Origin of the sequence: Cupriavidus sp. UBA2010 (assembly GCF_002335265.1) — a bacterium.
In the GTDB taxonomy this organism is placed as follows: domain Bacteria; phylum Pseudomonadota; class Gammaproteobacteria; order Burkholderiales; family Burkholderiaceae; genus Cupriavidus; species Cupriavidus metallidurans.
This window is the reverse complement of record NZ_DDCI01000010.1, coordinates 183,632-205,019: the sequence shown is the minus strand read 5'-3', so window position 1 is coordinate 205,019 and position 21,388 is coordinate 183,632. Positions and strand designations below refer to the sequence as shown.

General features: G+C 65.0%; 22 protein-coding genes. 17 read left to right on the top strand and 5 right to left on the bottom strand.

Translation table 11 applies throughout. The features are described 5' to 3' along the window. The first annotated feature begins 1 nt into the window (after position 1). The 9 genes from cysW (at position 2) to aceA (ending at position 8,873) form a co-directional block, all read left to right on the top strand. Complete coding sequence (gene cysW, locus B2246_RS06445) at positions 2 to 910, top strand: sulfate ABC transporter permease subunit CysW (protein ID WP_008649156.1); 909 nt, start codon at positions 2 to 4, stop codon at positions 908 to 910. After that, positions 907 to 2,010 carry a sulfate/molybdate ABC transporter ATP-binding protein gene (locus B2246_RS06440; RefSeq protein WP_008649154.1) on the top strand — a complete coding sequence of 368 codons (1,104 nt, stop codon included), beginning with the start codon at positions 907 to 909 and terminating at the stop codon, positions 2,008 to 2,010. The genes cysW and B2246_RS06440 overlap by 4 nt, the downstream gene beginning before the upstream one ends. Continuing rightward, complete coding sequence (locus tag B2246_RS06435) at positions 2,007 to 2,957, top strand: CysB family HTH-type transcriptional regulator (protein WP_008649152.1); 951 nt, start codon at positions 2,007 to 2,009, stop codon at positions 2,955 to 2,957. Before B2246_RS06440 ends, B2246_RS06435 begins: the two co-directional genes overlap by 4 nt. A gap of 242 nt (positions 2,958 to 3,199) precedes the next feature. Beyond that, positions 3,200 to 4,372, top strand: coding sequence for a sensor histidine kinase (locus B2246_RS06430; RefSeq protein WP_035881982.1), 1,173 nt, complete (start codon positions 3,200 to 3,202; stop codon positions 4,370 to 4,372). 25 nt (positions 4,373 to 4,397) lie between these two features. Further along, the gene (locus tag B2246_RS06425) at positions 4,398 to 5,219 is read left to right on the top strand and encodes a LytR/AlgR family response regulator transcription factor (RefSeq protein ID WP_008649141.1); all 822 of its coding nucleotides are present in this window, start codon (positions 4,398 to 4,400) and stop codon (positions 5,217 to 5,219) included. Positions 5,220 to 5,299: 80 nt separating this feature from the next. Next, positions 5,300 to 5,800 (top strand): ribonuclease E activity regulator RraA, encoded by a 501-nt coding sequence (gene rraA, locus B2246_RS06420; RefSeq protein ID WP_008649129.1) that lies wholly within the window; start codon positions 5,300 to 5,302, stop codon positions 5,798 to 5,800. Positions 5,801 to 5,803: 3 nt separating this feature from the next. Then, entirely contained in the window at positions 5,804 to 6,220 is a 417-nt protein-coding gene (locus tag B2246_RS06415; RefSeq protein WP_186425318.1) for a gamma-glutamylcyclotransferase family protein, read from the top strand. Positions 6,221 to 6,311: 91 nt separating this feature from the next. Beyond that, a complete protein-coding gene (locus tag B2246_RS06410; protein ID WP_286880836.1) occupies positions 6,312 to 7,274 on the top strand; it encodes an alpha/beta fold hydrolase in 963 nt (320 codons plus the stop codon). A 303-nt stretch (positions 7,275 to 7,577) separates the two neighbouring features. Continuing rightward, complete coding sequence (gene aceA / locus B2246_RS06405; RefSeq protein WP_286880835.1) at positions 7,578 to 8,873, top strand: isocitrate lyase; 1,296 nt, start codon at positions 7,578 to 7,580, stop codon at positions 8,871 to 8,873. A 99-nt stretch (positions 8,874 to 8,972) separates the two neighbouring features. Here the strand turns inward: aceA and B2246_RS06400 are convergent, their stop codons facing one another. From B2246_RS06400 to B2246_RS06390, 3 genes are all read right to left on the bottom strand, one after another. Beyond that, entirely contained in the window at positions 8,973 to 10,592 is a 1,620-nt protein-coding gene (locus B2246_RS06400; RefSeq protein WP_286880834.1) for a DUF3131 domain-containing protein, read from the bottom strand. 117 nt (positions 10,593 to 10,709) lie between these two features. After that, the gene (locus tag B2246_RS06395) at positions 10,710 to 11,144 is read right to left on the bottom strand and encodes a universal stress protein (protein ID WP_008649117.1); all 435 of its coding nucleotides are present in this window, start codon (positions 11,142 to 11,144) and stop codon (positions 10,710 to 10,712) included. Positions 11,145 to 11,309: 165 nt separating this feature from the next. Next, the gene (locus tag B2246_RS06390; protein WP_035881989.1) at positions 11,310 to 12,269 is read right to left on the bottom strand and encodes a LysR family transcriptional regulator; all 960 of its coding nucleotides are present in this window, start codon (positions 12,267 to 12,269) and stop codon (positions 11,310 to 11,312) included. Positions 12,270 to 12,434: 165 nt separating this feature from the next. Between B2246_RS06390 and B2246_RS06385 the strand changes: the two genes are divergently transcribed. Both B2246_RS06385 and aceB read left to right on the top strand, forming a co-directional pair. After that, a complete protein-coding gene (locus B2246_RS06385; RefSeq protein WP_008649115.1) occupies positions 12,435 to 13,148 on the top strand; it encodes a haloacid dehalogenase type II in 714 nt (237 codons plus the stop codon). 49 nt (positions 13,149 to 13,197) lie between these two features. Next, positions 13,198 to 14,781 carry a malate synthase A gene (gene aceB / locus B2246_RS06380; protein ID WP_286880832.1) on the top strand — a complete coding sequence of 528 codons (1,584 nt, stop codon included), beginning with the start codon at positions 13,198 to 13,200 and terminating at the stop codon, positions 14,779 to 14,781. 112 nt (positions 14,782 to 14,893) lie between these two features. On the opposite strand, the gene B2246_RS06375 is transcribed toward aceB, so the two are convergent. Continuing rightward, positions 14,894 to 15,304 carry a VOC family protein gene (locus tag B2246_RS06375; RefSeq protein ID WP_008649113.1) on the bottom strand — a complete coding sequence of 137 codons (411 nt, stop codon included), beginning with the start codon at positions 15,302 to 15,304 and terminating at the stop codon, positions 14,894 to 14,896. Between the two features lie 244 nt (positions 15,305 to 15,548). Between B2246_RS06375 and B2246_RS06370 the strand changes: the two genes are divergently transcribed. Continuing rightward, positions 15,549 to 16,019 carry an SRPBCC family protein gene (locus B2246_RS06370; protein ID WP_008649112.1) on the top strand — a complete coding sequence of 157 codons (471 nt, stop codon included), beginning with the start codon at positions 15,549 to 15,551 and terminating at the stop codon, positions 16,017 to 16,019. Positions 16,020 to 16,126: 107 nt separating this feature from the next. After that, entirely contained in the window at positions 16,127 to 17,542 is a 1,416-nt protein-coding gene (locus B2246_RS06365; RefSeq protein WP_234706966.1) for a DHA2 family efflux MFS transporter permease subunit, read from the top strand. On the opposite strand, the gene B2246_RS06360 is transcribed toward B2246_RS06365, so the two are convergent. Beyond that, positions 17,543 to 17,812, bottom strand: coding sequence for an acyl-CoA-binding protein (locus B2246_RS06360; RefSeq protein WP_008649110.1), 270 nt, complete (start codon positions 17,810 to 17,812; stop codon positions 17,543 to 17,545). Positions 17,813 to 18,006: 194 nt separating this feature from the next. Here B2246_RS06360 and tsaB point away from each other — a divergent pair, with 194 nt between their 5' ends. From tsaB to B2246_RS06340, 4 genes are read left to right on the top strand one after another with little or no spacing between them, the layout of a single operon-like run. Continuing rightward, positions 18,007 to 18,768, top strand: a complete 762-nt coding sequence (gene tsaB / locus B2246_RS06355) for a tRNA (adenosine(37)-N6)-threonylcarbamoyltransferase complex dimerization subunit type 1 TsaB (protein WP_286880830.1) — start codon at positions 18,007 to 18,009, stop codon at positions 18,766 to 18,768. Continuing rightward, on the top strand, positions 18,765 to 19,331 hold the full coding sequence (rimI, locus tag B2246_RS06350) for a ribosomal protein S18-alanine N-acetyltransferase (RefSeq protein ID WP_286880829.1): 567 nt from the start codon (positions 18,765 to 18,767) through the stop codon (positions 19,329 to 19,331). Before tsaB ends, rimI begins: the two co-directional genes overlap by 4 nt. Further along, on the top strand, positions 19,328 to 20,290 hold the full coding sequence (locus B2246_RS06345; protein WP_286880827.1) for a uracil-DNA glycosylase: 963 nt from the start codon (positions 19,328 to 19,330) through the stop codon (positions 20,288 to 20,290). The genes rimI and B2246_RS06345 overlap by 4 nt, the downstream gene beginning before the upstream one ends. After that, entirely contained in the window at positions 20,271 to 21,380 is a 1,110-nt protein-coding gene (locus B2246_RS06340) for a DUF1853 family protein (protein ID WP_035881994.1), read from the top strand. Before B2246_RS06345 ends, B2246_RS06340 begins: the two co-directional genes overlap by 20 nt. Positions 21,381 to 21,388: the final 8 nt, after the last annotated feature.

Genomic DNA, 21,388 nt, shown 5'->3' with positions numbered 1-21,388 from the left:
GATGGCTGGTGCAATTTCCCGCCTGGGTGGCCCAGGTGCCTCAGGTGTCCAAGTACAGGCCGCGCAGTTCCCGCACGACGCCACTGGCGAATCGCGCTGGGTGCGGTACGGGCTGATCACGGTCGCGGTGCTGTTCCTGGGGCTGTTCCTGTTCATCCCGTTGGCGTCGGTGTTCTATGAGGCGCTGCGCAAGGGCGTCGATACCTATCTGGCCGCATTGACCGAGCCGGATGCCGTGTCGGCCATCAAGCTGACGCTGACGGTCGCCGCGATCGCGGTGCCGCTCAACGTGGTGTTCGGCGTGGCCGCCGCGTGGGCCATCGCCAAGTTCGATTTCCGCGGCAAGAACCTGCTGATCACGCTGATCGACCTGCCGTTCTCGGTGTCGCCTGTGATCTCCGGCCTGATCTACGTGCTGATGTTCGGCGCGCAGGGTTGGTTCGGACCGTGGCTGGAGGCGCACGACATCAAGATCATGTTCGCCGTGCCCGGGATCGTGCTGGCGACGATCTTCGTGACGTTCCCGTTCGTGGCGCGTGAGCTGATTCCGCTGATGCAGGCACAGGGCAGCGAGGAGGAAGAGGCTGCCATCGTGCTGGGCGCTTCCGGCTGGCAGACGTTCTGGCACGTGACGCTGCCGAACATCCGCTGGGGCCTGCTATACGGCGTGATTCTCTGCAATGCGCGGGCGATGGGTGAGTTCGGCGCCGTGTCAGTGGTATCGGGTCATATCCGCGGCCTGACCAACACCATGCCGCTGCATGTCGAGATTCTCTACAACGAATACAACTTCGCGGCCGCGTTCGCGGTGGCGTCCCTGCTGACGCTGCTGGCGCTGGTCACGCTCGGTATCAAGACGCTGGTCGAAATCCGCGCCAGCCGGGAACAACTGGAAGGGCAGCCATCATGAGCATTCAGGTCAGGAACGTACACAAGCGCTTTGGCGATTTTGTCGCGCTCGACGACGTCTCGCTGGACTTCGCCGAAGGCGAACTCACGGCGCTGCTGGGGCCGTCGGGCTGCGGCAAGACCACGCTGCTGCGAATCATCGCGGGCCTGGAACGCGCCGACGCGGGACAGGTGGTGTTGGCGGGGCAGGATGCCTCGACCCAGCACGTGCGCCAGCGCAACGTGGGTTTCGTGTTCCAGCACTACGCGCTGTTCAAGCACATGACCGTATTCGAGAACGTGGCTTTCGGCCTGCGCGTGAAGCCGCGCGGCGAGCGTCCGTCCGAGGCGAAGATCCGCGAGAAAGTGAAGTCGCTGCTCGAACTCGTGCAGCTCGACTGGCTTGCAGACCGCTTCCCCGCACAGTTGTCGGGCGGGCAGCGCCAGCGTATCGCTCTGGCTCGCGCATTGGCCGTGGAGCCGCGCGTGCTGCTGCTCGACGAGCCGTTCGGCGCACTGGACGCCAAGGTGCGCAAGGAGCTGCGCCGCTGGCTGCGCCGCCTGCACGACGATCTGCACGTTACCAGCGTGTTCGTCACGCACGACCAGGAGGAGGCGCTTGAAGTGGCCGACCAGGTGGTGCTGATGAACCGTGGCAGCGTGGAGCAGTTCGGCACGCCCGAGGCCGTGTACAACCACCCGGCCACGCCGTTCGTGTTCGGCTTTCTCGGCAACGTGAACCTGTTTCACGGCCGGCTGGAGGTGGGCGACAGCGGCGGCCTGCTGCACACTGGCGAGGCCGTGCTGCCCGTGGTCGGTAGCGGCCATGAGACCGAGGGCGATGCGGTGGCCTATGTCCGTCCGCATGATCTCGACCTTGAACGCTATGCGCCGGGCACCGACGGCATCGCGGTGACGCTGCGTCGCGCGCTGACGCTGGGCCCGGTGGCCCAACTCGAACTCGAACGCGAAGACAACCAGGATGTGATCGAGGTGGCGCTGCCGCTCGAGCGCTTCCGTCATCATGGTTTCAAGGAAGGCGAACTGCTGGCGGTACGCCCGCGGCAGTTGCGTGTCTTCAATCAGGGCCGGACAACACAAGAACAGGGAGCGGCACGATGAATTTCCAGCAACTGCGATCGATTCGCGAGGCGGTGCGCCGCCAGTTCAACCTCACCGAAGTGGCCAACGCGCTGTACACGTCGCAGCCCGGTGTGTCCCGCCAGATTCGCGAGCTCGAGGAAGAGCTGGGTGTGGAGATCTTCGAACGCTATGGCAAGCGGCTGACCGGCCTGACCGAGCCCGGCCGGGAGATCGTCCGCATTGTCGAGCGCCTGCTGCTCGAAGCGGAGAACCTGCGCCAGGCGGGCGACGAGTTCGCCGGCCGCCATACGGGCCGACTGACTGTCGCCACCACCCACACGCAGGCGCGCTACGCGCTGCCCAAGGTGGTGCAGAGCTTCCGGCGCGAGTATCCGCATGTGACGCTGGCGCTGCAGGAAGCGTCGCCAGCGCATATCGTCGAACTGCTGCTGACCGGGCAGGCCGATATCGGCATCGCCACCGAGGCCGTGGCCAGCGAAGCCGGTCTGACTTCGTTCGAGGCCTATAGCTGGCAGCACGTGATCGTGGTGTCGCCCGACCATCCGCTGACGCGGCTGCCCGAGCCGACGCTGGAGGACATCGCCAACTTTCCGCTCATTACCTACGACGCGGGCTTCACGGGCCGTCGCAAGATCGACGGTGCGTTCGCCGAGGCCGGACTGCAGCCGGAGATCGTGCTGACGGCGATGGACGCCGACGTCATCAAGACCTATGCCGAACTGGAACTGGGCGTGGGCATCGTCGCGTCGATGGCCTATGACGCGCGCAAGGACGAGGGGCTGGTGCGGATCTCGGCCGACCATCTGTTCGAACCGAACGTCACCAGCGTGGCTGTCCGGCGGGGCGCCTATCTGCGCGGCTACGCCCATGCGTTCATCAACATGTTCGCGCCGCACCTGTCGCGCGACACGGTCTCCACGGCCCTGGCCGAATCCGCGCACCGCCCGGCCCTCGCTGCTGCCTGAGTTGGCGGCCCCGGCAGGCACCGGGGCCAGCGCCATGTTTGGCGCTTTCCACTCGCCTGTCGGGCTCCACTACCTTTCGCGCCATCTGTTGCCGGTTCGTCGCACAGCGCTTCCGTCCCGGGCCGGTCCGGCGTAAAGTGCCTCCATCGCGGCCCGGCGGCGTCTTCTTGCCCGGTCTTGCGCGATGCCGCAGTGCATCAAAGATTTGCACGCGGTACCTGTAGCGAGAGGAGGGAGAGAACATGCGCCTATCGTGCGCGAGCCCGTCGCGGCTCAATATTCTTTGGCGCGACCTGCTGTTCGTGCTCTGCATGAACACGGTGATCGCCGTCAGCCTCAACTACGGCTTCCGTACCGCCGGAACGCTGCTCCAGAATTTTGCCTACAGCCAGCTGATCGGTCTCTCGATCTGGGTGCTGATTGATATCCCCCGCGTCCTGATCTGGTGGAACGATCGTCCGCGTCGATGGCCGTTCATGTGCCTGGCCGTGGTGGCGGTGCCGCTGGGCGTGGTGGTGGGTAGCTGGGCGACGCGCGAGTTGCTGGGCCTGCCGGAAAAGTCCGCGGCGGAGACCGGCGACATGCTGCGCATGTGCCTGATCGTCGGGATGCTGGCGTCGGCGAGCATGATCTACTTCTACTGGTCACGCGAGAAGCTGGCGTACCTGGAGCGGCAGGCAGCGCTCGACGCCTTGCAGCGCGAGGAAGCCGAAAAGCAGCTTGTGCGTGCCCAGTTGATGGCGCTGCAGGCACAGATCGAGCCGCATTTCCTGTTCAACTCGTTGGCCAATCTCGACGGCCTGATCGCCACCGACCCCCGCGCGGCGCGCCAGTTGCTGCAGCGGCTGATCGGTTTCCTGCGCATGTCGTTGTCCCACACCCGCGCCGAGCATTGCACGCTGGCGCAGGAGTTCGAGTTGCTGCGCAGCTACCTCGATATCCAGGGTATGCGATTCGGCGCGCGGCTCGACTACGAGATCGATCTGCCGCCAGCGCTGGCCGAGGCCGAGATTCCGCCGATGCTGGTGCAGCCGCTGGTCGAGAACGCGGTCACGCACGGTATCGAGCCGTGCATGCGCGGCGGGAAGATCGTGCTGTCCGCGCGCGAGACTGGGGACGGCAGCCTGCAGGTGGTCATCGCCGACACCGGCGTGGGATTCAGCCAGGGCAATAAGGGCAGCAAGGGCGGTTCCGGGCTTGGCCTGACCCATGTGCGCGAGCGCCTGGCACGGATCTTCGGCGCGGCGGCCACGATGCAAATGGAAGAGAACACGCCGCGTGGTGTGGTGGTGCGCCTGACGTTGCCGCTCCAGCGCGGTTTCGAACCAATGTCCGTACCGGTTCGCACCGCTGCGGGCGCCGCCGATCTGCAACATGCGCCTGCTGGTGTGACCCCGGCAGTTTCCCGATCCTGATTGCACAGTCTGACCATCCATCCCCATGTCTCCGACGCTGCTGATCGCCGACGACGAACCGTTGCTCGCGCGCGTGCTGGAATCCGAACTGAAGGCGCTGTGGCCAGAGGCCCAGATCGTCGCCGTGGTGCATGACGGCGTGGCGGCGCTGGAGGCCACGCGCGGTCAGCAGCCCGATGTGGCTTTCCTCGATATCCGGATGCCGGGGATGAGTGGCATGGACGTGGCTCGCGAGCTGATCGAATTCGACCGGCCACCGCTGGTGGTGTTCGTCACCGCTTATGACCAGTTCGCGCTAGAGGCCTTCGAGCGCGCCGCGGTCGATTACGTGCTCAAGCCCGTGCAGCATGAGCGGCTGGAAGCCACCGTGGGCCGCCTGAAAGCGCGCATGGCCGCCCGCACCGAAGCAGACGAAGAGGGCGATGCCGATACCGACATCGGCACGATGGTCGACACGGACCGGCTGGGGCAATTGCTGCAGCGGCTGGAAATGCTGGAGAGACCCGCACAGGCACGGGGCCAGTATCTGCGATTCATCAAGGCGTTGGTGGGGCAGGAGGTGCGCATCATCCCGGTGGACGAAGTGGTCTATCTGGAAGCCACCGACAAGTATGTGAACGTGGTGTCCAGCAATGGCGAGGCGCTGATCCGCACGAGCCTGAGGGAGCTGATGCAGCAGCTCGACCCCGACCGCTTCTGGCAGATCCACCGTGGCACGGTGGTCAATATCGACTGCGTGGCCAGCGCGGCGACGCAATCGCTTGGGCGCCTGTCACTCAAGCTGCGCAATCGCCCGGAATCGCTGGCGGTCGCCAGGCAGTACGCCCATCTGTTCAAGCAGATGTAGCGCGGCCGAGTGTCTCCAATTTCCTCTAAGATGACTGCCTCGTCAGTTCCCATCCAGAGGAGTCAGAGATGAAGCCTGTTATGAAGCCCGTAACCACCGATATTTGCGACGCCAATGAAGACCGCCTGGCCGATGGCTCCCTGCGCGTTCTGACGCCAGGGTTCCTCCATTTCGGCAAGCGCATGGCCTTTTCGGGGCCAGCCGCGACGCTCAAAGTGTTCGAGGACAACTCGATGGTGCGCGCCACGCTGGAAACGCCGGGGGCGGGGCGGGTGCTGGTAGTGGATGGGGGCGGTTCGATGCGTTGCGCGCTGGTTGGCGGGATGCTCGGCGTGCTGGCCGAGAAGAATGGCTGGGCCGGGATCATCGTGAACGGCTGCGTGCGGGATTCGGAAGAGCTCAAGGTGTGCGACGTCGGCATCCGCGCGCTGGGCGTGCATCCGCAGAAAAGCCAGAAGCGCAATGTCGGTCAGGAAGACGTGACCGTGCAGATGCCGGGTGCGGTCGTGCGGCCGGGCAACTGGATCTATGCCGACGCCGACGGCGTGCTGGTTTCCGACGAGAAGCTGGACGGGGCCTGAGCCATGCCGCGAGTGTTTGTCTATGGCACGCTGCGTGCCGGCGAGGTCAATGACCTGAATCGCGCCGCCACGCGCCACGGCATCGAGGCGCCCACGCTGGTGGGTATCGGAACGATTGCCGGTCGGCTCTACGATTTTGGTACCTACCCCGGGCTGGTGCTCGATGCGGCCGCCGGCCCGGTGGTCGGGGATATCTACGACATCCCCGATGCGCTGCTGCCTGTGCTGGACGAGATCGAAGAGGTCTACCCCGGGCAGGCCACCTTGTTCGTGCGCGAAACCCAACCCGTGGCGCTGGCCGGCGCGGCGGCCGACTGCCTGCTGTATCCGGTTGCCGATAGCGCGGTGGCCGGACTGGCGCGCATCGATAGCGGTGACTGGGTTGCCTATCGGCGCGCGCGGGACGCGGCGGCTGCCTGACGGCGCACGAATCGCGTTTCAAACGCCGTCGCCCGGTGCGCGACGGCGTTAGCATGGCCGACGATGACATCCTTCACTGTCAACGGACGCCATGACCCCTCCAGATTCCGCGCATCCTGAGTTCTCTCCGCCCGCTCCGACACACTTTGCCGTGCAGTCCGGCCCCGTGAGGCTGGCTGCCACGGCGTGGGGCGATCCGGCCCAGCCGGTGGTCGTGCTCGTGCATGGCTATCCGGACAACAGCCATGTCTGGCATGGCGTGGCACAAGCCCTGGCCGGCCGCTTCCGTGTGGTGGCCTACGATGTGCGCGGCGCCGGGGCATCCGATGTGCCGGCCGACATGGTGGATTACCGGCTCGAACGCTTGGCCGACGACTTCATCGCTGTCGTCGACGCGGTGTCGCCGGATCGACCGGTGCATCTGGTGGGCCACGACTGGGGTTCGATCCAGGGATGGGAGTTCGTGACCGATCCTCGTCTCTACGGCCGCATCGCCTCGTTCACCTCTTGTTCTGGGCCTTGCCTCGATCACGCCGCCCGCGCGCTGCGCGAGCCGCCTCGGCACTGGGGCGCCACGCTGCGCCAGGCGCTGGCATCGTGGTACATCGTGTTCTTCCATATTCCCGGCTTGCCAGAGTGGAACTGGAAGCTCTGGCTGGGACGCAACTGGACGTTCTGGCTGCGCCGGACGGAAGGGCTCCATACCGCCGCCAACCCCACGCAGACTGCCGATGGCGTCCATGGCCTGCGCCTGTACCGCGCCAACTTCAGAAACCGAATGCGTCATCCACATAACCGCCACGCGCACGCGCCGGTACAGGTGATCGTGCCGACACGCGACCGCTACGTGCGCCCCGCCGTGACGGAAGGCGTGGGACGCTGGGCCGCTCAGGCGTGGCGGCGTCCCGTGGATGCCCACCACTGGTTTCCACTTGCCGCCCCCCAACTCATGGCGGCAATGGTTTGCGAATTTGTCGACCATCTTCAGGGCGCGCCAGCGTCCCCCGCACTGCAATCCGCCCGTGTTACGTCGGAGGCTGTCAAAATTTCATAATGCGGAAAGATGTTTTGTTTCGCAAAAATACGAGCGTGCGGGGCACAAGACGGTTTCTCATGATGAAAGATTGCTTGCCGCATCGTGGGAAGATTGATCTAAGTCATTGTTTGTAAATAGATAAAAAACGAGGTGATCGCCACATAAGTCGCTTGTTGCAACGCGGGAGTCTTTTCTACACTCTTATATAAGACACATGACTTGAGACGCGAAATGCACGGCGTCCGGGTCGCTCGGCAGATGAGTACGGTGGGTGTCACGGAATCCAACGCCAATCGCCTAGTTGTTATCAGGAGAGTGAACATGACGTCGCGCCAACAACAGATTGAAGCCCTGCAGAAGGATTGGGACACCAATCCGCGCTGGAAGGGCGTGAAGCGTAACTTCACCGCCGAAGACGTGGTTCGTCTGCGCGGCTCGGTTCAGATCGAGCACACGCTGGCTCGTCGCGGCGCGGAAAAACTCTGGCACCTGCTGAACACCGAGCCGTTCGTCAACACGCTTGGCGCGCTGACGGGCAATCAGGCCATGCAGCAGGTCAAGGCCGGTCTGAAGGCCATCTACCTGTCGGGCTGGCAAGTCGCTGGCGACGCCAATCTGGCTGGCGAAATGTACCCCGACCAGTCGCTGTACCCGGCCAACTCTGTGCCGATGGTCGTGAAGCGCATCAACAACACGTTCCAGCGTGCCGACCAGATCCAGTGGAGCGAAGGCAAGGGCGACATCGATTACTTCGCACCGATCGTGGCTGACGCGGAAGCCGGTTTTGGCGGCGTGCTGAATGCTTTCGAACTGATGAAGTCGATGATCGACGCGGGCGCCGCTGGCGTTCACTTCGAAGACCAGCTCGCTTCGGTGAAGAAGTGCGGCCACATGGGTGGCAAGGTGCTGGTGCCGACCCGCGAGGCCGTCGCCAAGCTGACCGCAGCACGCCTGGCCGCCGACGTCTCGGGCGTGCCGACCCTGGTGATCGCCCGGACCGACGCGGAAGCCGCTGACCTTGTGACTTCCGACGTGGACGAGCGCGACCAGCCGTTCCTGACCGGCGAGCGTACGGTGGAAGGTTTCTTCCGCTCGAAGCCCGGGATCGAGCAGTCGATCGCCCGTGCCCTGGCCTACGCCGAGGTGGCTGACCTGGTCTGGTGCGAAACCGGCAAGCCGGACCTCGAGTTCGCCAAGCGCTTCGCGCGAGCCGTGCACGCGAAGTTCCCGGGCAAGCTGCTGGCCTACAACTGCTCGCCGTCGTTCAACTGGAAGAAGAACCTCGACGACGCAACGATCGCCAAGTTCCAGAAGGAACTCGGCGCGATGGGTTACAAGTTCCAGTTCATCACGCTGGCGGGCTTCCATTCGCTGAACTACTCGATGTTCAACCTGGCCCACGGCTACGCCCGCAACCAGATGTCGGCATTCGTGGAGTTGCAGGAAGCGGAGTTCGCCGCCGCGGAGAAGGGCTTTACCGCCGTGAAGCACCAGCGCGAAGTGGGTACGGGTTACTTCGACGCCGTGACGCAGACCATCGAAGGCGGCCAGTCGTCGACGACGGCGCTCAAGGGATCCACCGAAGACGAACAGTTCTTCGAAACGAAGGTGGCCTGATCTGGGTTTGAGGCAGTAGAAACCTGAGGTTGCAGTACGCAACGCCGCGTCGTCCGGTAGGGGACGGCGTGGCGTTGTTTTTGGTGCGGGCTGGCCGGCTTACGTGTTCGCCGGGAAGTAGAACTCTTCGAGTTCAAGCAGCGGCTGGAGCGCGTGGCCCCACTCCTTATCCACATAGCCGCGCAGCTTGCCATCGGTCAGGAAGTTGGTCACGGCGCCGAGCGCCCATGCGGTATTGGCATGCAGGATACATTTGGCGACCGTGCCGTCTTGCACGGCGACGCTGTCCATCATGCCGTAGACCGGATGATTCAGCGTCGGGAAGTTCTTGAGCAGCCGTTCCATGTTGGCCATGGTGGCCTCCGGTTGCTCTTCGATCAGCAGCAGCACGGAATAGATCGACACAACAGGCCCGGCGCGTGTGGATTCACGGTTCCCGTCTGGGCGGTAGCCGCCCACCGACAACGGCGGCGCGCCGAACTCCGTGTACCCGTTGGTGGATGGGATGGTGGCGGGCGAGAAGCCCCAGTAGCCATCGAAATTGTCCTTGCCGTACTGGATGTGTGCCTTGGCCAAGTTGGGGTGCGAACGGCCCCAGTTGTTGACGCCCCATTTGGCCTCGGATATCAGGACCGGCACCGTAAAGGTCTCGAATACGGAACCGCCGTTGGTTGGCATGAAGCGTAGTCCGCCGTACTGCCACGTGTCTTCATAGACGCGCACGCCTTCGTAGGTGCGGTATTTCGATTCGTCGATCTTTCCGGCGGCCCCGGGCGGCACCCGGCCGATGTGGAAGTACTGGCTGCGCGGCACCTGCCCGAGCGCGATGCCGGCGTAGGCCAGCAGCCGCGTTTCGCCCAGCAGCCCGTACGTGCCGCCCTGGTGCGCCTGGGTCTTGGGGTTGTACGAAATGAAGTATCGCTGGTTGGCGGGGTTCACCATCGTGTCAAACCGCATCTGGCCGAGTATGGCCTGTGCTTGCCCGGCGAGCGCGGGGTACGCCTGTTTGGCCAGGGCAAGGCTGACGGCTAGCCACGCGTTCTCGATCGACCCGACATCGCCGTTCGGCTCGGCGGTGTTGCTGTCCGTCGTGCCGAGCAGCAAGCCGCCGATGGCGCCTTTTCGCCCGGCTTTCTGCTGGAGTGTGGCGATGGTGGTCAGCAGGCGGGCAACGCGATGCTCGGCCTCGTCGGGCGGAATGAAGCCGAGATCCCGTGCCGCCGTGAGGTTCTGGATGTGCTGGCCGATGTTGCCGGTGAAGATCCACGGATAGGCCGATGCCACGCCACGGGTGTTCAGGCATGCACGGTTGGAAGGCAGAGCACGGCCCTTCGGGTCCAGCGTCTCGGACGCCTTCCATAGCGCCCGCGCGTACTCGCGCGCCTGGACCTTGAGCGCCGCGTAGGGGGGCGCATACTCGCCCGGGGACTCCGGGTCAGGTTCGCGAGCGGGCGGCACCGGCTTTGGCTCTGGCTCTGGCACTGGCTCGGGCTCGGGCTCGGGCTCGGGCTCGGGCACTGGCTCGGGCTCGGGCTCGGGAGCGGGTGCGAGATTGGGAGCATCCCCCGTGCCGGATGGGGCAGCGGGGGTGGCCGTCGTGACGGGGTCCGTATCGCCGCCGCCGCAGGCTATCAGCAGCGTGCTGATGCAGATACAGAACGTCCGGCGCGCAAAGGAGAGTCCCCAGCTAAAGGAGAGTTCCGGGACATGGTGTGCCATGATCTAGCCAAGAATGAGTCGAATGACGCATTCTTGGCGGGATCGCGCACAATTAGAATCGTACTATGCTGATTTTTTGGCGTGTTATTGCGGCGAGCTGCAACATCGGGGGTCGTGTCATCGATAGACAATCACCGGGATGTCAGTGTGGGTCAGCACCTTCTGCGTTTCGCTGCCGAGCAGCAGGCCCGACAGGCCGCGCCGGCCGTGGGATGCCATGAAGATGACATCGCAGCCATGACGTTCCGCCGCGTCGATGATGCCGAGATAGGGCACCGCGAAGGTGGTCATGTCGGCATCGAACGGCAAGCCGTCCGCCACGGCGGCGTTCTCGATTTCCTTCAGGTAGAGCCTGGCCTGGTTCTCGATGCGTTCCTTGAACGCTTGCGGAGCCTCGACCACGATCTCGCTGAAGGGTGTGTACGGATATTCCTCGAGACAGACGTAGGCGGTCACGCGGGCGCCGATAGCCTTGGCCAGTTCAAGACCGCCGTCGATGGCTTTCTTGGACAGCTCCGAGCCGTCGGTGGGCAGCAGAATGTGCTTGAACATACCGGACCTCCTTTTGTGAGTCGATGGGGGACCAGGCCGTGCAGCGCCTGTCTGACTTGATTGTAGTCAGAGTGCGCTGTGCGCCATTGCGAAATATCAATGCGTGAGGGAAAGCACTAGACGCATCGTGACAGCGGCGCAGGCGGTAGCCATCGATCTAGGCAGCTAGGCAGGTGCGGTGATATCGACGCCGGCGTTTGTGCTGGGTTGCGCCATTTCGGCGCGGCGCCAATAGGCGGGGTTGCCGTAGGTGTTCTTGAGGTGGTCGATAAACAGGCGGACGCGCAGCGGCAGGTGCTTGCGTTGCGGAAAGACGGCGTGGATGCCGATCGGCGGCGCCTGGAATTCGTCGAGCACGGTCACGAGTCGGCCGCTGGCGATTTCCTGGCCGACTTCCCACCAGGAGCGCCAGGCGAGTCCGTAGCCGCCGAGGCACCACTCGTGGAGCACGGCGCCGTCGGTACATTCCATGTTGCCGCCTACCTTGACGGTGGTGGCCCGGCCGTCCTGCTGGAAGACCCAGCCGCGCTGAACGTTGGCGCTGGCGCCGAAGGCCAGGCAATTGTGACGTGCGAGTTCCTCGGGCTGTGCCGGCGTGCCGGCGCGCGCCAGGTATTCGGGGGAGGCGACAACGACGCGGCGGTTTTCCGCCAGCCGGATGGAGACCAGGCTCGAATCGGGCAGGTCGCCAAGCCGGATCGCGCAGTCGAAGCCTTCGTTGACCAGATCGACAACGCGGTCGGAGAGATCAAGTGTGAGTGTGACGTCAGGATGGGATTCGATGAACAAGGGGACCAGCGGTGCCACGTGCTTGCGGCCGAAGCCGGCCGGAGCAGTGATGCGCAGGTGGCCGCTGGCCTTGACGCCGCCGGCGGAGACGCTGGCCTCGGCATTGTGAAGGTCATTGAGGATGCGCTGGCAATCCTCCAGGAACGCCGAGCCTTCAAACGTCAGGGTGATCTTGCGCGTGGTGCGTACCAGCAACTTCACGCCGAGCCGTTCTTCGAGCGCATCGATGCGGCGCCCGATGATCGCGGGCGCAACGCCCTCCGCAGCCGCGGCGGCAGACAGGCTGCCACGTGATGCGACCGATACAAATGTCTCCAACTGCTTGAATTGAGCCACGGATGTTCGCCGGTTGATACATAAGTCGAGGTCAAGTTGGGCAAGATTAGTGGTGCAAAAGTAAAAGATCAAGTGACCAGCCTTGGCTTTGCCGCACTGCAACGTCTCACTACAATTCGATGCATTCAATCGTGTACAGGTCCATTCAGTCGATCCGGTCGTTAGATGAGCAAGATTCGCGCGGTGGTTTTCGATGCTTACGGCACGCTGTTCGACGTGTATTCGGTCACGGCGCGCGCGGAGCAACTGTTCCCGGGCAAGGGCGAGACGCTGGCCCTGCTGTGGCGCGAGCGGCAGATCGACTACTCGCGGCTGCGTTCGCTCGCCGCGCCGGACGGTTCGCGCTACAAGCCGTTTTGGGACATCACGATCGATGCGCTGCGCTACGCGGCCGAACGGCTCGGACTGCCGCTCGACGAAGCGGCGGAAGCGCAACTGCTGAAGGAATACGCGTGCCTGTCGGCGTTTCCGGAGAACCTTGGCGCGCTCAAGCGGCTACGCCGGGCGAATTTGCCGCTCGGCATCCTGTCCAACGGCAATCCGGAGATGCTCGACATCGCAGTGAAGAGCGCGGGGATGCACGGGCTGTTCGACCACGTGCTGTCTGTCGATCCGGTGCGCCAGTACAAGACTTCGCCGGCCGCGTACGCGCTGGGGCCGCAAGCGTTCAACCTGCCTGCTGGCGAGATTCTTTTTGTCTCGTCCAACTGCTGGGATGCCTGTGGCGCCACCTGGTTTGGCTACACCACTTTCTGGATCAATCGTGCCGGTCATCCGGCGGAGCGCCTCGACGTGGCGCCCACCGGTACCGGGCACGACATGAACGACCTGCTTGCTTTCGTTTCGCCACTGGTTGCCGCCACTGGCGTTGCGCTTTGACGAGCCAGGCCAACCCTTAACACACCATCGCACCTACAGGAGATGACTGATGGCTATCACGCTGCCCGCGGGCATGAAGATTACCGGCGAGATTCTGCCGGCTTATGAAGACATCCTGACGCCGGAAGCCCTGGCCCTGGTCGACAAGCTGCACCGCGCCTTCGAGGCGCGCCGTCAGGAACTGCTGGCCGCCCGCGTGGCGCGCACCAAGCGCCTCGACGCCGGCGAGCTGCCCGACTTCCTGCCGGAAACCAAGAGCATCCGCGAAGGTGACTGGAAGGTTGCGCCGGTGCCGAAGGCGCTGGAATGCCGCCGCGTGGAAATCACCGGCCCGGTCGAAGCCAAGATGGTGATCAACGCCTTCAATTCGGGCGCTGACAGCTACATGACCGACTTCGAGGACTCCAACACCCCGAACTGGCACAACCAGATGCAGGGTCAGGTGAACCTGAAGGCCGCCGTGCGCCGCACGCTGACGCTGGACAGCAACGGCAAGCACTACAAGCTCAACGACAAGATCGCCACGCTGCAGGTGCGTCCGCGCGGCTGGCACCTGGACGAGAAGCACGTCACGATCGACGGCAAGCGCGTCTCGGGCGGCATCTTCGACTTCGCGCTGTTCCTGTTCCACAACGCCAAGGAGCAGATTGCCCGCGGCGCCGGCCCGTTCTTCTACCTGCCGAAGATGGAAAGCCATCTGGAAGCGCGTCTGTGGAACGACATCTTCGTGATGGCGCAGAAGGAAGTCGGTCTGCCGCAAGGCACGGTCAAGGCCACGGTGCTGATCGAGACGATCCTGGCCGCGTTCGAGATGGAAGAAATCCTGTACGAACTGCGCGAGCACAGCGCCGGCCTGAACGCTGGCCGTTGGGACTACATCTTCTCGTGCATCAAGAAGTTCAAGGTCGACAAGAACTTCTGCCTGGCCGACCGCGCCAAGGTGACGATGACCTCGCCGTTCATGCGCGCCTACGCGCTGCTGCTGCTGAAGACCTGCCACAAGCGCGGCGCGCCTGCGATCGGCGGCATGAGCGCGCTGATCCCGATCAAGAACGATCCGGAGAAGAACGCCATCGCCATGCAGGGCATCATCGGCGACAAGCGCCGTGACGCCACCGATGGCTACGACGGCGGCTGGGTGGCCCACCCGGGTCTGGTCGAGCCGGCAATGAAGGAATTCGTGGACGTGCTGGGCGACCGCCCGAACCAGTTCGACAAGCAACGTCCGGACGTCGACGTGAAGGGTGCTGACCTGCTGAACTTCCAGCCGGAAGCGCCGATCACCGAAGCCGGCCTGCGCATGAACATCAACGTCGGCATCCACTACCTGGGCGCCTGGCTGGCTGGCAATGGCTGCGTGCCGATCCACAACCTGATGGAAGACGCCGCCACCGCGGAGATCTCGCGCTCGCAGGTGTGGCAGTGGATCCGCTCGCCGAAGGGCAAGCTGGAAGACGGCCGCAAGGTGACCGCCGAGATGGTGCGCGCGCTGATTCCGGAAGAGCTGGCCAAGGTCCGCGAAGTGGTGGGCGCAGGCGCCACGTACGACCGTGCCGCGCAGATCTTCGAGCAGATGTCGACTTCGGAAGACTTTGCCGAATTCCTGACGCTGCCGCTGTACGAAGAAGTCTGAGTCCGGGCGTCAGCCTGAAAAAAATCCCACGGTGATGAGCCGTGGGATTTTTTTTGCCGCCATGACTGGATGAGAGCGTCGCGGTGGGGGCGTGGCCATGGCCCGCGCCCGCTCAGCGCTCCGCGTTGGCGCCATAGCCATCGCCTTTCCACTCGATGAAGCACAGTCCGTGTCCGAATGGGTCGGACAGCATGGCCTGCCGGCCCCAGTCGAAATCGCGCGGCCAGTCTTCCAGTTCCGCTCCCGCGCCGAGCGCGCGCTCGATCGCCGGTTCCAGCGATTCGACCACGAAATCCAGATGCACCGGCGTCCAGTGGCGGGCGTAGTCGCGCCGGCTGTCGCTCCGCGTGGTGGCGAATGTGCCGGGCGGTTTGGCCAGCAGAAAGACCGGCGCGCAGGCGCCGTGCATTTCCGCCACCGTGCCGTCGAAGAGGGTGCGGGCGAGCCGCATCCCCAGTCCTGTCTCATAGAAGCCGATGCCGCGTTCGAGGTCATCGACGTCGATGTTGATCAACAACTCCATGCCTGCCTCCTGAGCGCCTTCTGGGCGATGTTTCCGGTGCCGGGGTCATGTCGGCTGCCGCTCCTGACGGCTCCTGACTCCATGCCGGTACCGGGCGAGCATTGTGCGCCCAGGCTCCTGACAAAAGCTGTCAGGAGTGATGCGCGAATGCCCACCCGCGATCGACCCGATCCGGGTCAAAAGCCACCGACGTTGGCACGCGAGAGGCCTCATAATACGGACATTCACGATTAGGAGAGTCAAGTTGCGTTTCGAGCACCTGGTGGAGATCAATGACCCGGCCAACCCCACGCTGGAGCCGCTGACCGCGGACCAACTCTGGCAGGGACTGGTGTTGCGCGCGGAGTCGCCAGAGTTGTTCGTGCTCGGGCTGGACCGGGCCGAGGTCGTGGAACGGGGGGATGGCTGGATCGAGCGCGTGCTGCATTTCGGTCAGGCCAACATACGCGACCGGGTCGTATTCGAGCCGCGCCGCGCCGTGCGGTACGAATCGGCAGCCACAGCCGAGCATGCGGGCGGCACGCTGACCATGATCATCGAGACCCCGGGGCCGGGCGCGTTGCTGGCACGTTTCATTTACGAGACCACGATGCCGAGCGTCGACGCAAGCGGCGATGACCGCTACGCCGAGATCGTCAAATCCGCCTACCACGAGGCCGACCTCGACACCGTGCGCAAGATCCGCGAGATTGCCGCCACGGGGCAGCTCGGGTGAAGCGCGAATCCACCGCGCCGGCAGGTACTGGCAGCGGGGAATCCGGAGGCGGCAACCACGGCGGTGGCGGCGGAGGGCCGCGCCGCAGTGGGCCCACGCGCGCGCAACTGCGGGCGCGCTATGGCGATCGCCTGCGCTGGCTGATCCTGTTGACGCTGATGCTTGGCACGGTGTCCTCCATCGTGTCGTCGACCATCGTCAACGTCGCCATTCCGGACCTGAGCCGGCATTTCCTGCTCGGCCAGGAGCGCGCCCAATGGGTGGCAGCCAGCTTCATGATCGCCATGACGCTGTCGATGCTGCTCACGCCTTGGCTGCTGAACCGATATGGCCTGCGCAGGACCTTCATCGGCGCGCTCGCGCTGCTTGGTGTGGGTGGCCTGATAGGTGGCGTCGCGCCAACCTTCGGCGTGATGCTGGCGATGCGTGTGGCCGAAGGCGTCGCGGCGGGCATCATGCAGCCGCTGCCCAATATCTTCATCCTGCGCGTGTTCGACGAACGCGAGCAGGGCAAGGCCCTGTCGCTGTTCGGCTTCGGTGTGGTGCTGGCGCCAGCCGTCGGGCCCAGCGTGGGTGGTTTTCTGGTTGAGACATTCGGCTGGCGCTCGATTTTCTTCGTGGTGGTGCCGCTGACGCTGATCGCCCTGGCGATGGCGCGTCGCTTCATGGCGGTGGACTCCGCGATGATGGGTGAGCGCAAGCCGCTGGACTGGCGCGGCCTGATGCTGGTCGGCGTGGCTACTGTCAGCCTGCTCAACGGGCTGGTGGAGATGCGCGGCGACGTGCATTCGGGGATTGGACTGGTCGCCCTGGGCGTGGTGATGCTTGCCGGATTCGTGTTCTGGCAACTGCGCGCGCCGTATCCGCTGATGAACATGCGGCTATACAGCTACCGGCAGTTCTCGGCCGGCGCCATCGTGGCGTTCATTTACGGGGCGGGGCTGTTCGGCTCCACGTACCTGCTGCCGGTCTACATGCAGATGGCGCTGTCCTATACGCCGTCGGCCGCGGGCATCGTGCTGATGCCAGCTGGCGTTGCGCTGGCGGTGACGATTGCCGTGGCCGGGCGCCTGACCAGCCGGGTCCCGCCGCACCGGCAGGTGTCGTTCGGGCTGGCGTTGCTGGCGGGGTCGTTTCTGCTCATGGCCACCGGGTCGACGGCTACGCCATACCTGCTGCTGGTGTTATATGCAGTGATCGGCCGGATCGGACTGGGCTGCGTCCTGCCCTCGCTGACGATGGGCTCGATGCGCGGGGTGGATTTCTCGATGATTGCGCAGGGCTCGAGCTGCATCAATTTCGTGCGGCAACTGGGCGGGGCGATCGGTGTGAGTCTGGCTGGTGTGGGGCTGCAATGGCGCCTTGCCGAACACGGCGCCGTGCTCGGCAAGGGCGGTGACGTGGCGGCGCAAGCCGCGCGCATCCAGGCTTTCGACGAGACTTTCCTGGCCGTGGGCGTGGTGATTGCCACAGCGATCCTGGCCGCCTGGCGCATCCGCCCGCGGCCAGTGCCGGCTGATTGATCAGCTGGCCTTGCCTTCGAGCAGGTCGGTCACGAGTTCGATGTACTTCTGCATCGCTTCCTCGCGGCCGGTGCCCTTGAGGGCTTCCCAGGCCTCGAACTTGTAGCGGCCCACGAAGTCGGTCATGCCTGGTTTGTCGCCGTGGGCGTCGCCTTCGGCGCCTTGCTTGTACAACGCGTACAGACGCAGCAGCGTCATGTTGTTGGGACGCTCGCTCAGCGTCTTGACGTCGATCTGGGCCTGGTCGAAACGGGTCTGCAGGTCGCTCATGAATATCTCCGGTAAGGCGGTGGATCAGTACAGTCTGCGATGATAAGCGGCGACGTCGGCTGTTTCAGCGCAAAAAAACCGAGGAACCGCTCGGTTGCGCCGGTTGGCGCATGGCCGAAGCGATGCTGTTCGCAAGGCCGCCGCCGGGCGTCGGCGCCTTACAGCTTTGGCCCGGCAACGGATACAATCGCGCCATGTCCTGGATTCTTGCTGTCGAAACCTCCACTGAGTGGTGTTCCGTCGCACTCGGACGCGCCGGAGTAGACGGCGCCATCGAGTGTTTCTCCCGTCATGAGCATACCGGCGCGCGATCGTCGTCGCGCGTGCTGCCGGCCGTAGGCGAAGTGCTGGCCGAGGCCGGTATCCGCCTGGCCGATTGCGCTGCCATCGCCTTTGGCGCCGGCCCCGGTTCGTTCACGGGCCTGCGCACGGCCTGCGGTGTCACGCAAGGCCTGGCGTTTGGCGCCGGGCTGCCGGTCATTCCCGTCAATGTGCTGATGGCCTGCGCGGAAAGTGCGCGTGCGGGCACCCCGTTGTTGCCCGCCGGTACGGCGGTGCTGGTCGCGCTGGATGCGCGCATGGACGAAGCCTATGCCGCCGCGTTCCGCTGGGAAGATGCTGCCAACGAATGGCGCATGGACGGCGACATGCAGGTTGTCGCGCCAGAGGCCGTGGCGCGGCCCGACGGCGATTTCTGGATCGCGGGCAACGCGGCGCAGGTGTTCGGCGAGCGGCTGGCCGTCGCGGCCCAGGCAGGGCGCGTGGTGCCGGAGGCCATGCCTGACGCACGCGCCATGGTAACGATCGGCCTGCGCGCGCTGGCGCGCGGCGAGACCATCGACGCCGCGGATGCCATGCCGTTCTACATACGCGACAAGGTCGCCCAGACCATCGCCGAGCGCGAGGCGGTTGCCGCCGCCAAGGCCGCCGCGGCAAAAGTTGGAGATGCAGCGTGAGTGTCGCTATCGCGCCGGTTCCCGATCAGCCCATCTGGCCGGAGACCCCGACTATGCCGGCGCTGCCCGCGGGCTGGGCGCTGGATCGGATGAGCGCGCTGGACGTGGAGGCGGTAGCTGAAATCGAACAGCGGGCCTTCAGCCATCCCTGGACACGCGGTAACTTTGAGAATTCGCTTAAGGCCGGTCATCTCGGGCTGACCTTGCGCGATCCGTCGACGGCGCTGATTGGCTACGTCATGCTGATGCCGGTGGTCGACGAGATGCATCTGCTCAATATCACCATCGATCCGGTGTTCCAGCGGCATGGCTATGGCCGGTTGCTGCTGGGCATCGCGCTGGCTACCACGCATGCTCACCAGCTTCATACCATGCTGCTAGAGGTTCGCCCGTCGAATACCGGCGCGCTGGCGCTGTACATGGAGGCCGGGTTCGTGGAAATCGGCCGCCGCAAGGGCTACTACCCGGCCACGGCGCTGGGGCGCGAGGACGCGCTGGTACTGCGTCGCGACTGGTCGGCGGACCCGTCGGCGGCATTGTCGACCGAGGAGGGTACGGTATGAACCGTCGGGCCATGTTCCTCGAGGTGCTTGGCATTCCGGCCGAATGGGTGCCCCGCAGGGCGCCCGAAGCCGCTGAACTTGCCCAGGCCGAAGTCGCCGAAATAGCTGAAGCGGTCGCCGTTGCCGAGCGCCCGTCGGCGAAGCCCGCGCAGGTTGCGGTGCCTTCGGACGTTGCGCCGGGGCTGGCGGACGTCGTCGACGTTGCCGCAGTCGCTGAAGTCGCTGACATGGGCGAAACTTCCGCGGCACCGGATATCGCGCACGCGGTCAACGAGGCGGAGGTCGCGGAAACGATCGAAGCCTTCGATACCCCTGGCCCAGCCCATGTCGTGGAAGTGCCGGTGCCGATCGCACTGGCGCCGGCGCAGGATGGGCGGGAAGCGTCGATCGCCGCGATGGACTGGCCGGTGCTGGCCGACAGCGTGGCCGGATGCACGGCCTGTGGCTTGTGCTCGACGCGCACGAACACCGTGTTTGGTGTCGGTGATCAGCAGGCCGAATGGATGCTCGTCGGCGAGGCGCCTGGCGAGAACGAGGACCTGCAAGGCGAGCCGTTCGTCGGCCAGGCTGGCAAGCTGCTCGACAACATGCTGGGGGCCCTCGGTTTGGCGCGTGGCCGCAACGTTTATATCGCCAACGTGCTCAAATGCCGTCCGCCCGGCAACCGCAATCCCGAGCCGGGCGAAGTGGCGCAATGCGAACCGTATCTGAAGCGCCAGATCGCGCTGATCAAGCCGAAGGTGATCGTGGTTCTGGGCCGCTTCGCGGCGCAGTCGCTGCTGCGCTCCACCACGCCGATCGGCAAGCTGCGCGGCGCGGTGCATAGCTACGAAGGCATCCCGGTGGTGGTGACTTATCACCCGGCCTATCTGCTGCGCACGCTGACCGACAAGGCACGCGCCTGGGAAGATCTTTGCCTGGCCCGCGAGGTACACGATCGTGCGGGAGCTCAAGCCTGATCTCGCGCAGGGCATCCCCCCGGGCGGGCCGGCAATGACCGGCGCCGACGGGCAGACGCCGCTCTGGCGGCGCGCGCCCTCGCAACGTACCCGCGACCTGGCGTGGAGTTCCTTGTCGCCGCCGCTGCTTTCCCGGTTGCCAGATGGGGCCGATGTTGTGCGCGTAGCGCAATGGCCAGCCGGTGTGCGCGCCGCATGGCAGGATTGGCTGGCCCAGGCCGATCCGTCCACGCTCCCCGAGACCATCACCGAACTGAGCCACCACGCCGATGCCAACGACGGCCGCAGCCTCCGGCTGGGCCGCCATGCCGAGCGGTTGCTGCACTTCGCCTTGGACCATGCGCCGGGCATCGAACTGTTGGCCGCCAACGTGCCCATCCGCCGTGCCAATGGGCATGGCGTGCAGACGCTCGGCGAACTCGATGTCGTCTGGCGCGATCCCGTCGTCATGGAAACCGTGCATTGGGAAATGGCGGCCAAGTTCTATTTGATGGTCGATGGCATCGAGGACCGACGGCTCGACCTTCGTGCATTTGTCGGCCCGAATCTCGTGGATCGGCTGGGCGACAAGCTTGACCATATCGTGCGCCGGCAATTGCCGCTGGGCCGCACCGCAGAGGCGAAGGCCGCGCTCGGCCATGCGATCGACCGGAGTGAGGTCTACCTGCTGGGCTGGCTATTCTATCGGGACGGGGTGACGCCGCCGGGGCTGGATGTGCTGGGTATCGCCCCCGACCACCAGCGTGGCTGGTGGTCCACGCTGGATGTCTGGATGGACCGTGCGTCGGAGCGGGCAGGTCAGGGGAGTGGCGCGGCGCGCTGGTGCCGGCTGCAGCGTGCCGACTGGTTGTCTGGCGCGCGTGTGCCGGAGGCCGAAACCGAATCAGCGGAAGTGCTTCATGCGGTGCTGGCGGAACGATTTGGCGACGCGCATCCGGACCACGGCTGGCGGCGCGATGCGCCTGTCATGGTTTGTGAAATGGAGCCCGCCGGGACCGATCAGCCCGGCATCTGGGTGGAGCGTTCGCGCGGCTTCGTCGTGCCGCGCGGCTGGGAAGCGCGCGCCATCGAACGGGCGCGCAGGGATTGACCGGGGCG

What these genes read in the sequence shown, in the direction of transcription:
- B2246_RS06375 (WP_008649113.1), bottom strand. Translation starts at nt 15,304, where the DNA reads ATGGAGTTGTTGATCAACATCGACGTCGATGACCTCGAACGCGGCATC.
- aceA (WP_286880835.1), top strand. Translation starts at nt 7,578, where the DNA reads ATGACGTCGCGCCAACAACAGATTGAAGCCCTGCAGAAGGATTGGGAC.
- B2246_RS06440 (WP_008649154.1), top strand. Translation starts at nt 907, where the DNA reads ATGAGCATTCAGGTCAGGAACGTACACAAGCGCTTTGGCGATTTTGTC.
- B2246_RS06345 (WP_286880827.1), top strand. Translation starts at nt 19,328, where the DNA reads ATGAACCGTCGGGCCATGTTCCTCGAGGTGCTTGGCATTCCGGCCGAA.
- B2246_RS06395 (WP_008649117.1), bottom strand. Translation starts at nt 11,144, where the DNA reads ATGTTCAAGCACATTCTGCTGCCCACCGACGGCTCGGAGCTGTCCAAG.
- cysW (WP_008649156.1), top strand. Translation starts at nt 2, where the DNA reads ATGGCTGGTGCAATTTCCCGCCTGGGTGGCCCAGGTGCCTCAGGTGTC.
- B2246_RS06385 (WP_008649115.1), top strand. Translation starts at nt 12,435, where the DNA reads ATGAGCAAGATTCGCGCGGTGGTTTTCGATGCTTACGGCACGCTGTTC.
- B2246_RS06400 (WP_286880834.1), bottom strand. Translation starts at nt 10,592, where the DNA reads ATGGCACACCATGTCCCGGAACTCTCCTTTAGCTGGGGACTCTCCTTT.
- B2246_RS06425 (WP_008649141.1), top strand. Translation starts at nt 4,398, where the DNA reads ATGTCTCCGACGCTGCTGATCGCCGACGACGAACCGTTGCTCGCGCGC.
- rraA (WP_008649129.1), top strand. Translation starts at nt 5,300, where the DNA reads ATGAAGCCCGTAACCACCGATATTTGCGACGCCAATGAAGACCGCCTG.
- B2246_RS06360 (WP_008649110.1), bottom strand. Translation starts at nt 17,812, where the DNA reads ATGAGCGACCTGCAGACCCGTTTCGACCAGGCCCAGATCGACGTCAAG.
- B2246_RS06410 (WP_286880836.1), top strand. Translation starts at nt 6,312, where the DNA reads ATGACCCCTCCAGATTCCGCGCATCCTGAGTTCTCTCCGCCCGCTCCG.
- B2246_RS06435 (WP_008649152.1), top strand. Translation starts at nt 2,007, where the DNA reads ATGAATTTCCAGCAACTGCGATCGATTCGCGAGGCGGTGCGCCGCCAG.
- tsaB (WP_286880830.1), top strand. Translation starts at nt 18,007, where the DNA reads ATGTCCTGGATTCTTGCTGTCGAAACCTCCACTGAGTGGTGTTCCGTC.
- B2246_RS06415 (WP_186425318.1), top strand. Translation starts at nt 5,804, where the DNA reads ATGCCGCGAGTGTTTGTCTATGGCACGCTGCGTGCCGGCGAGGTCAAT.
- aceB (WP_286880832.1), top strand. Translation starts at nt 13,198, where the DNA reads ATGGCTATCACGCTGCCCGCGGGCATGAAGATTACCGGCGAGATTCTG.
- B2246_RS06430 (WP_035881982.1), top strand. Translation starts at nt 3,200, where the DNA reads ATGCGCCTATCGTGCGCGAGCCCGTCGCGGCTCAATATTCTTTGGCGC.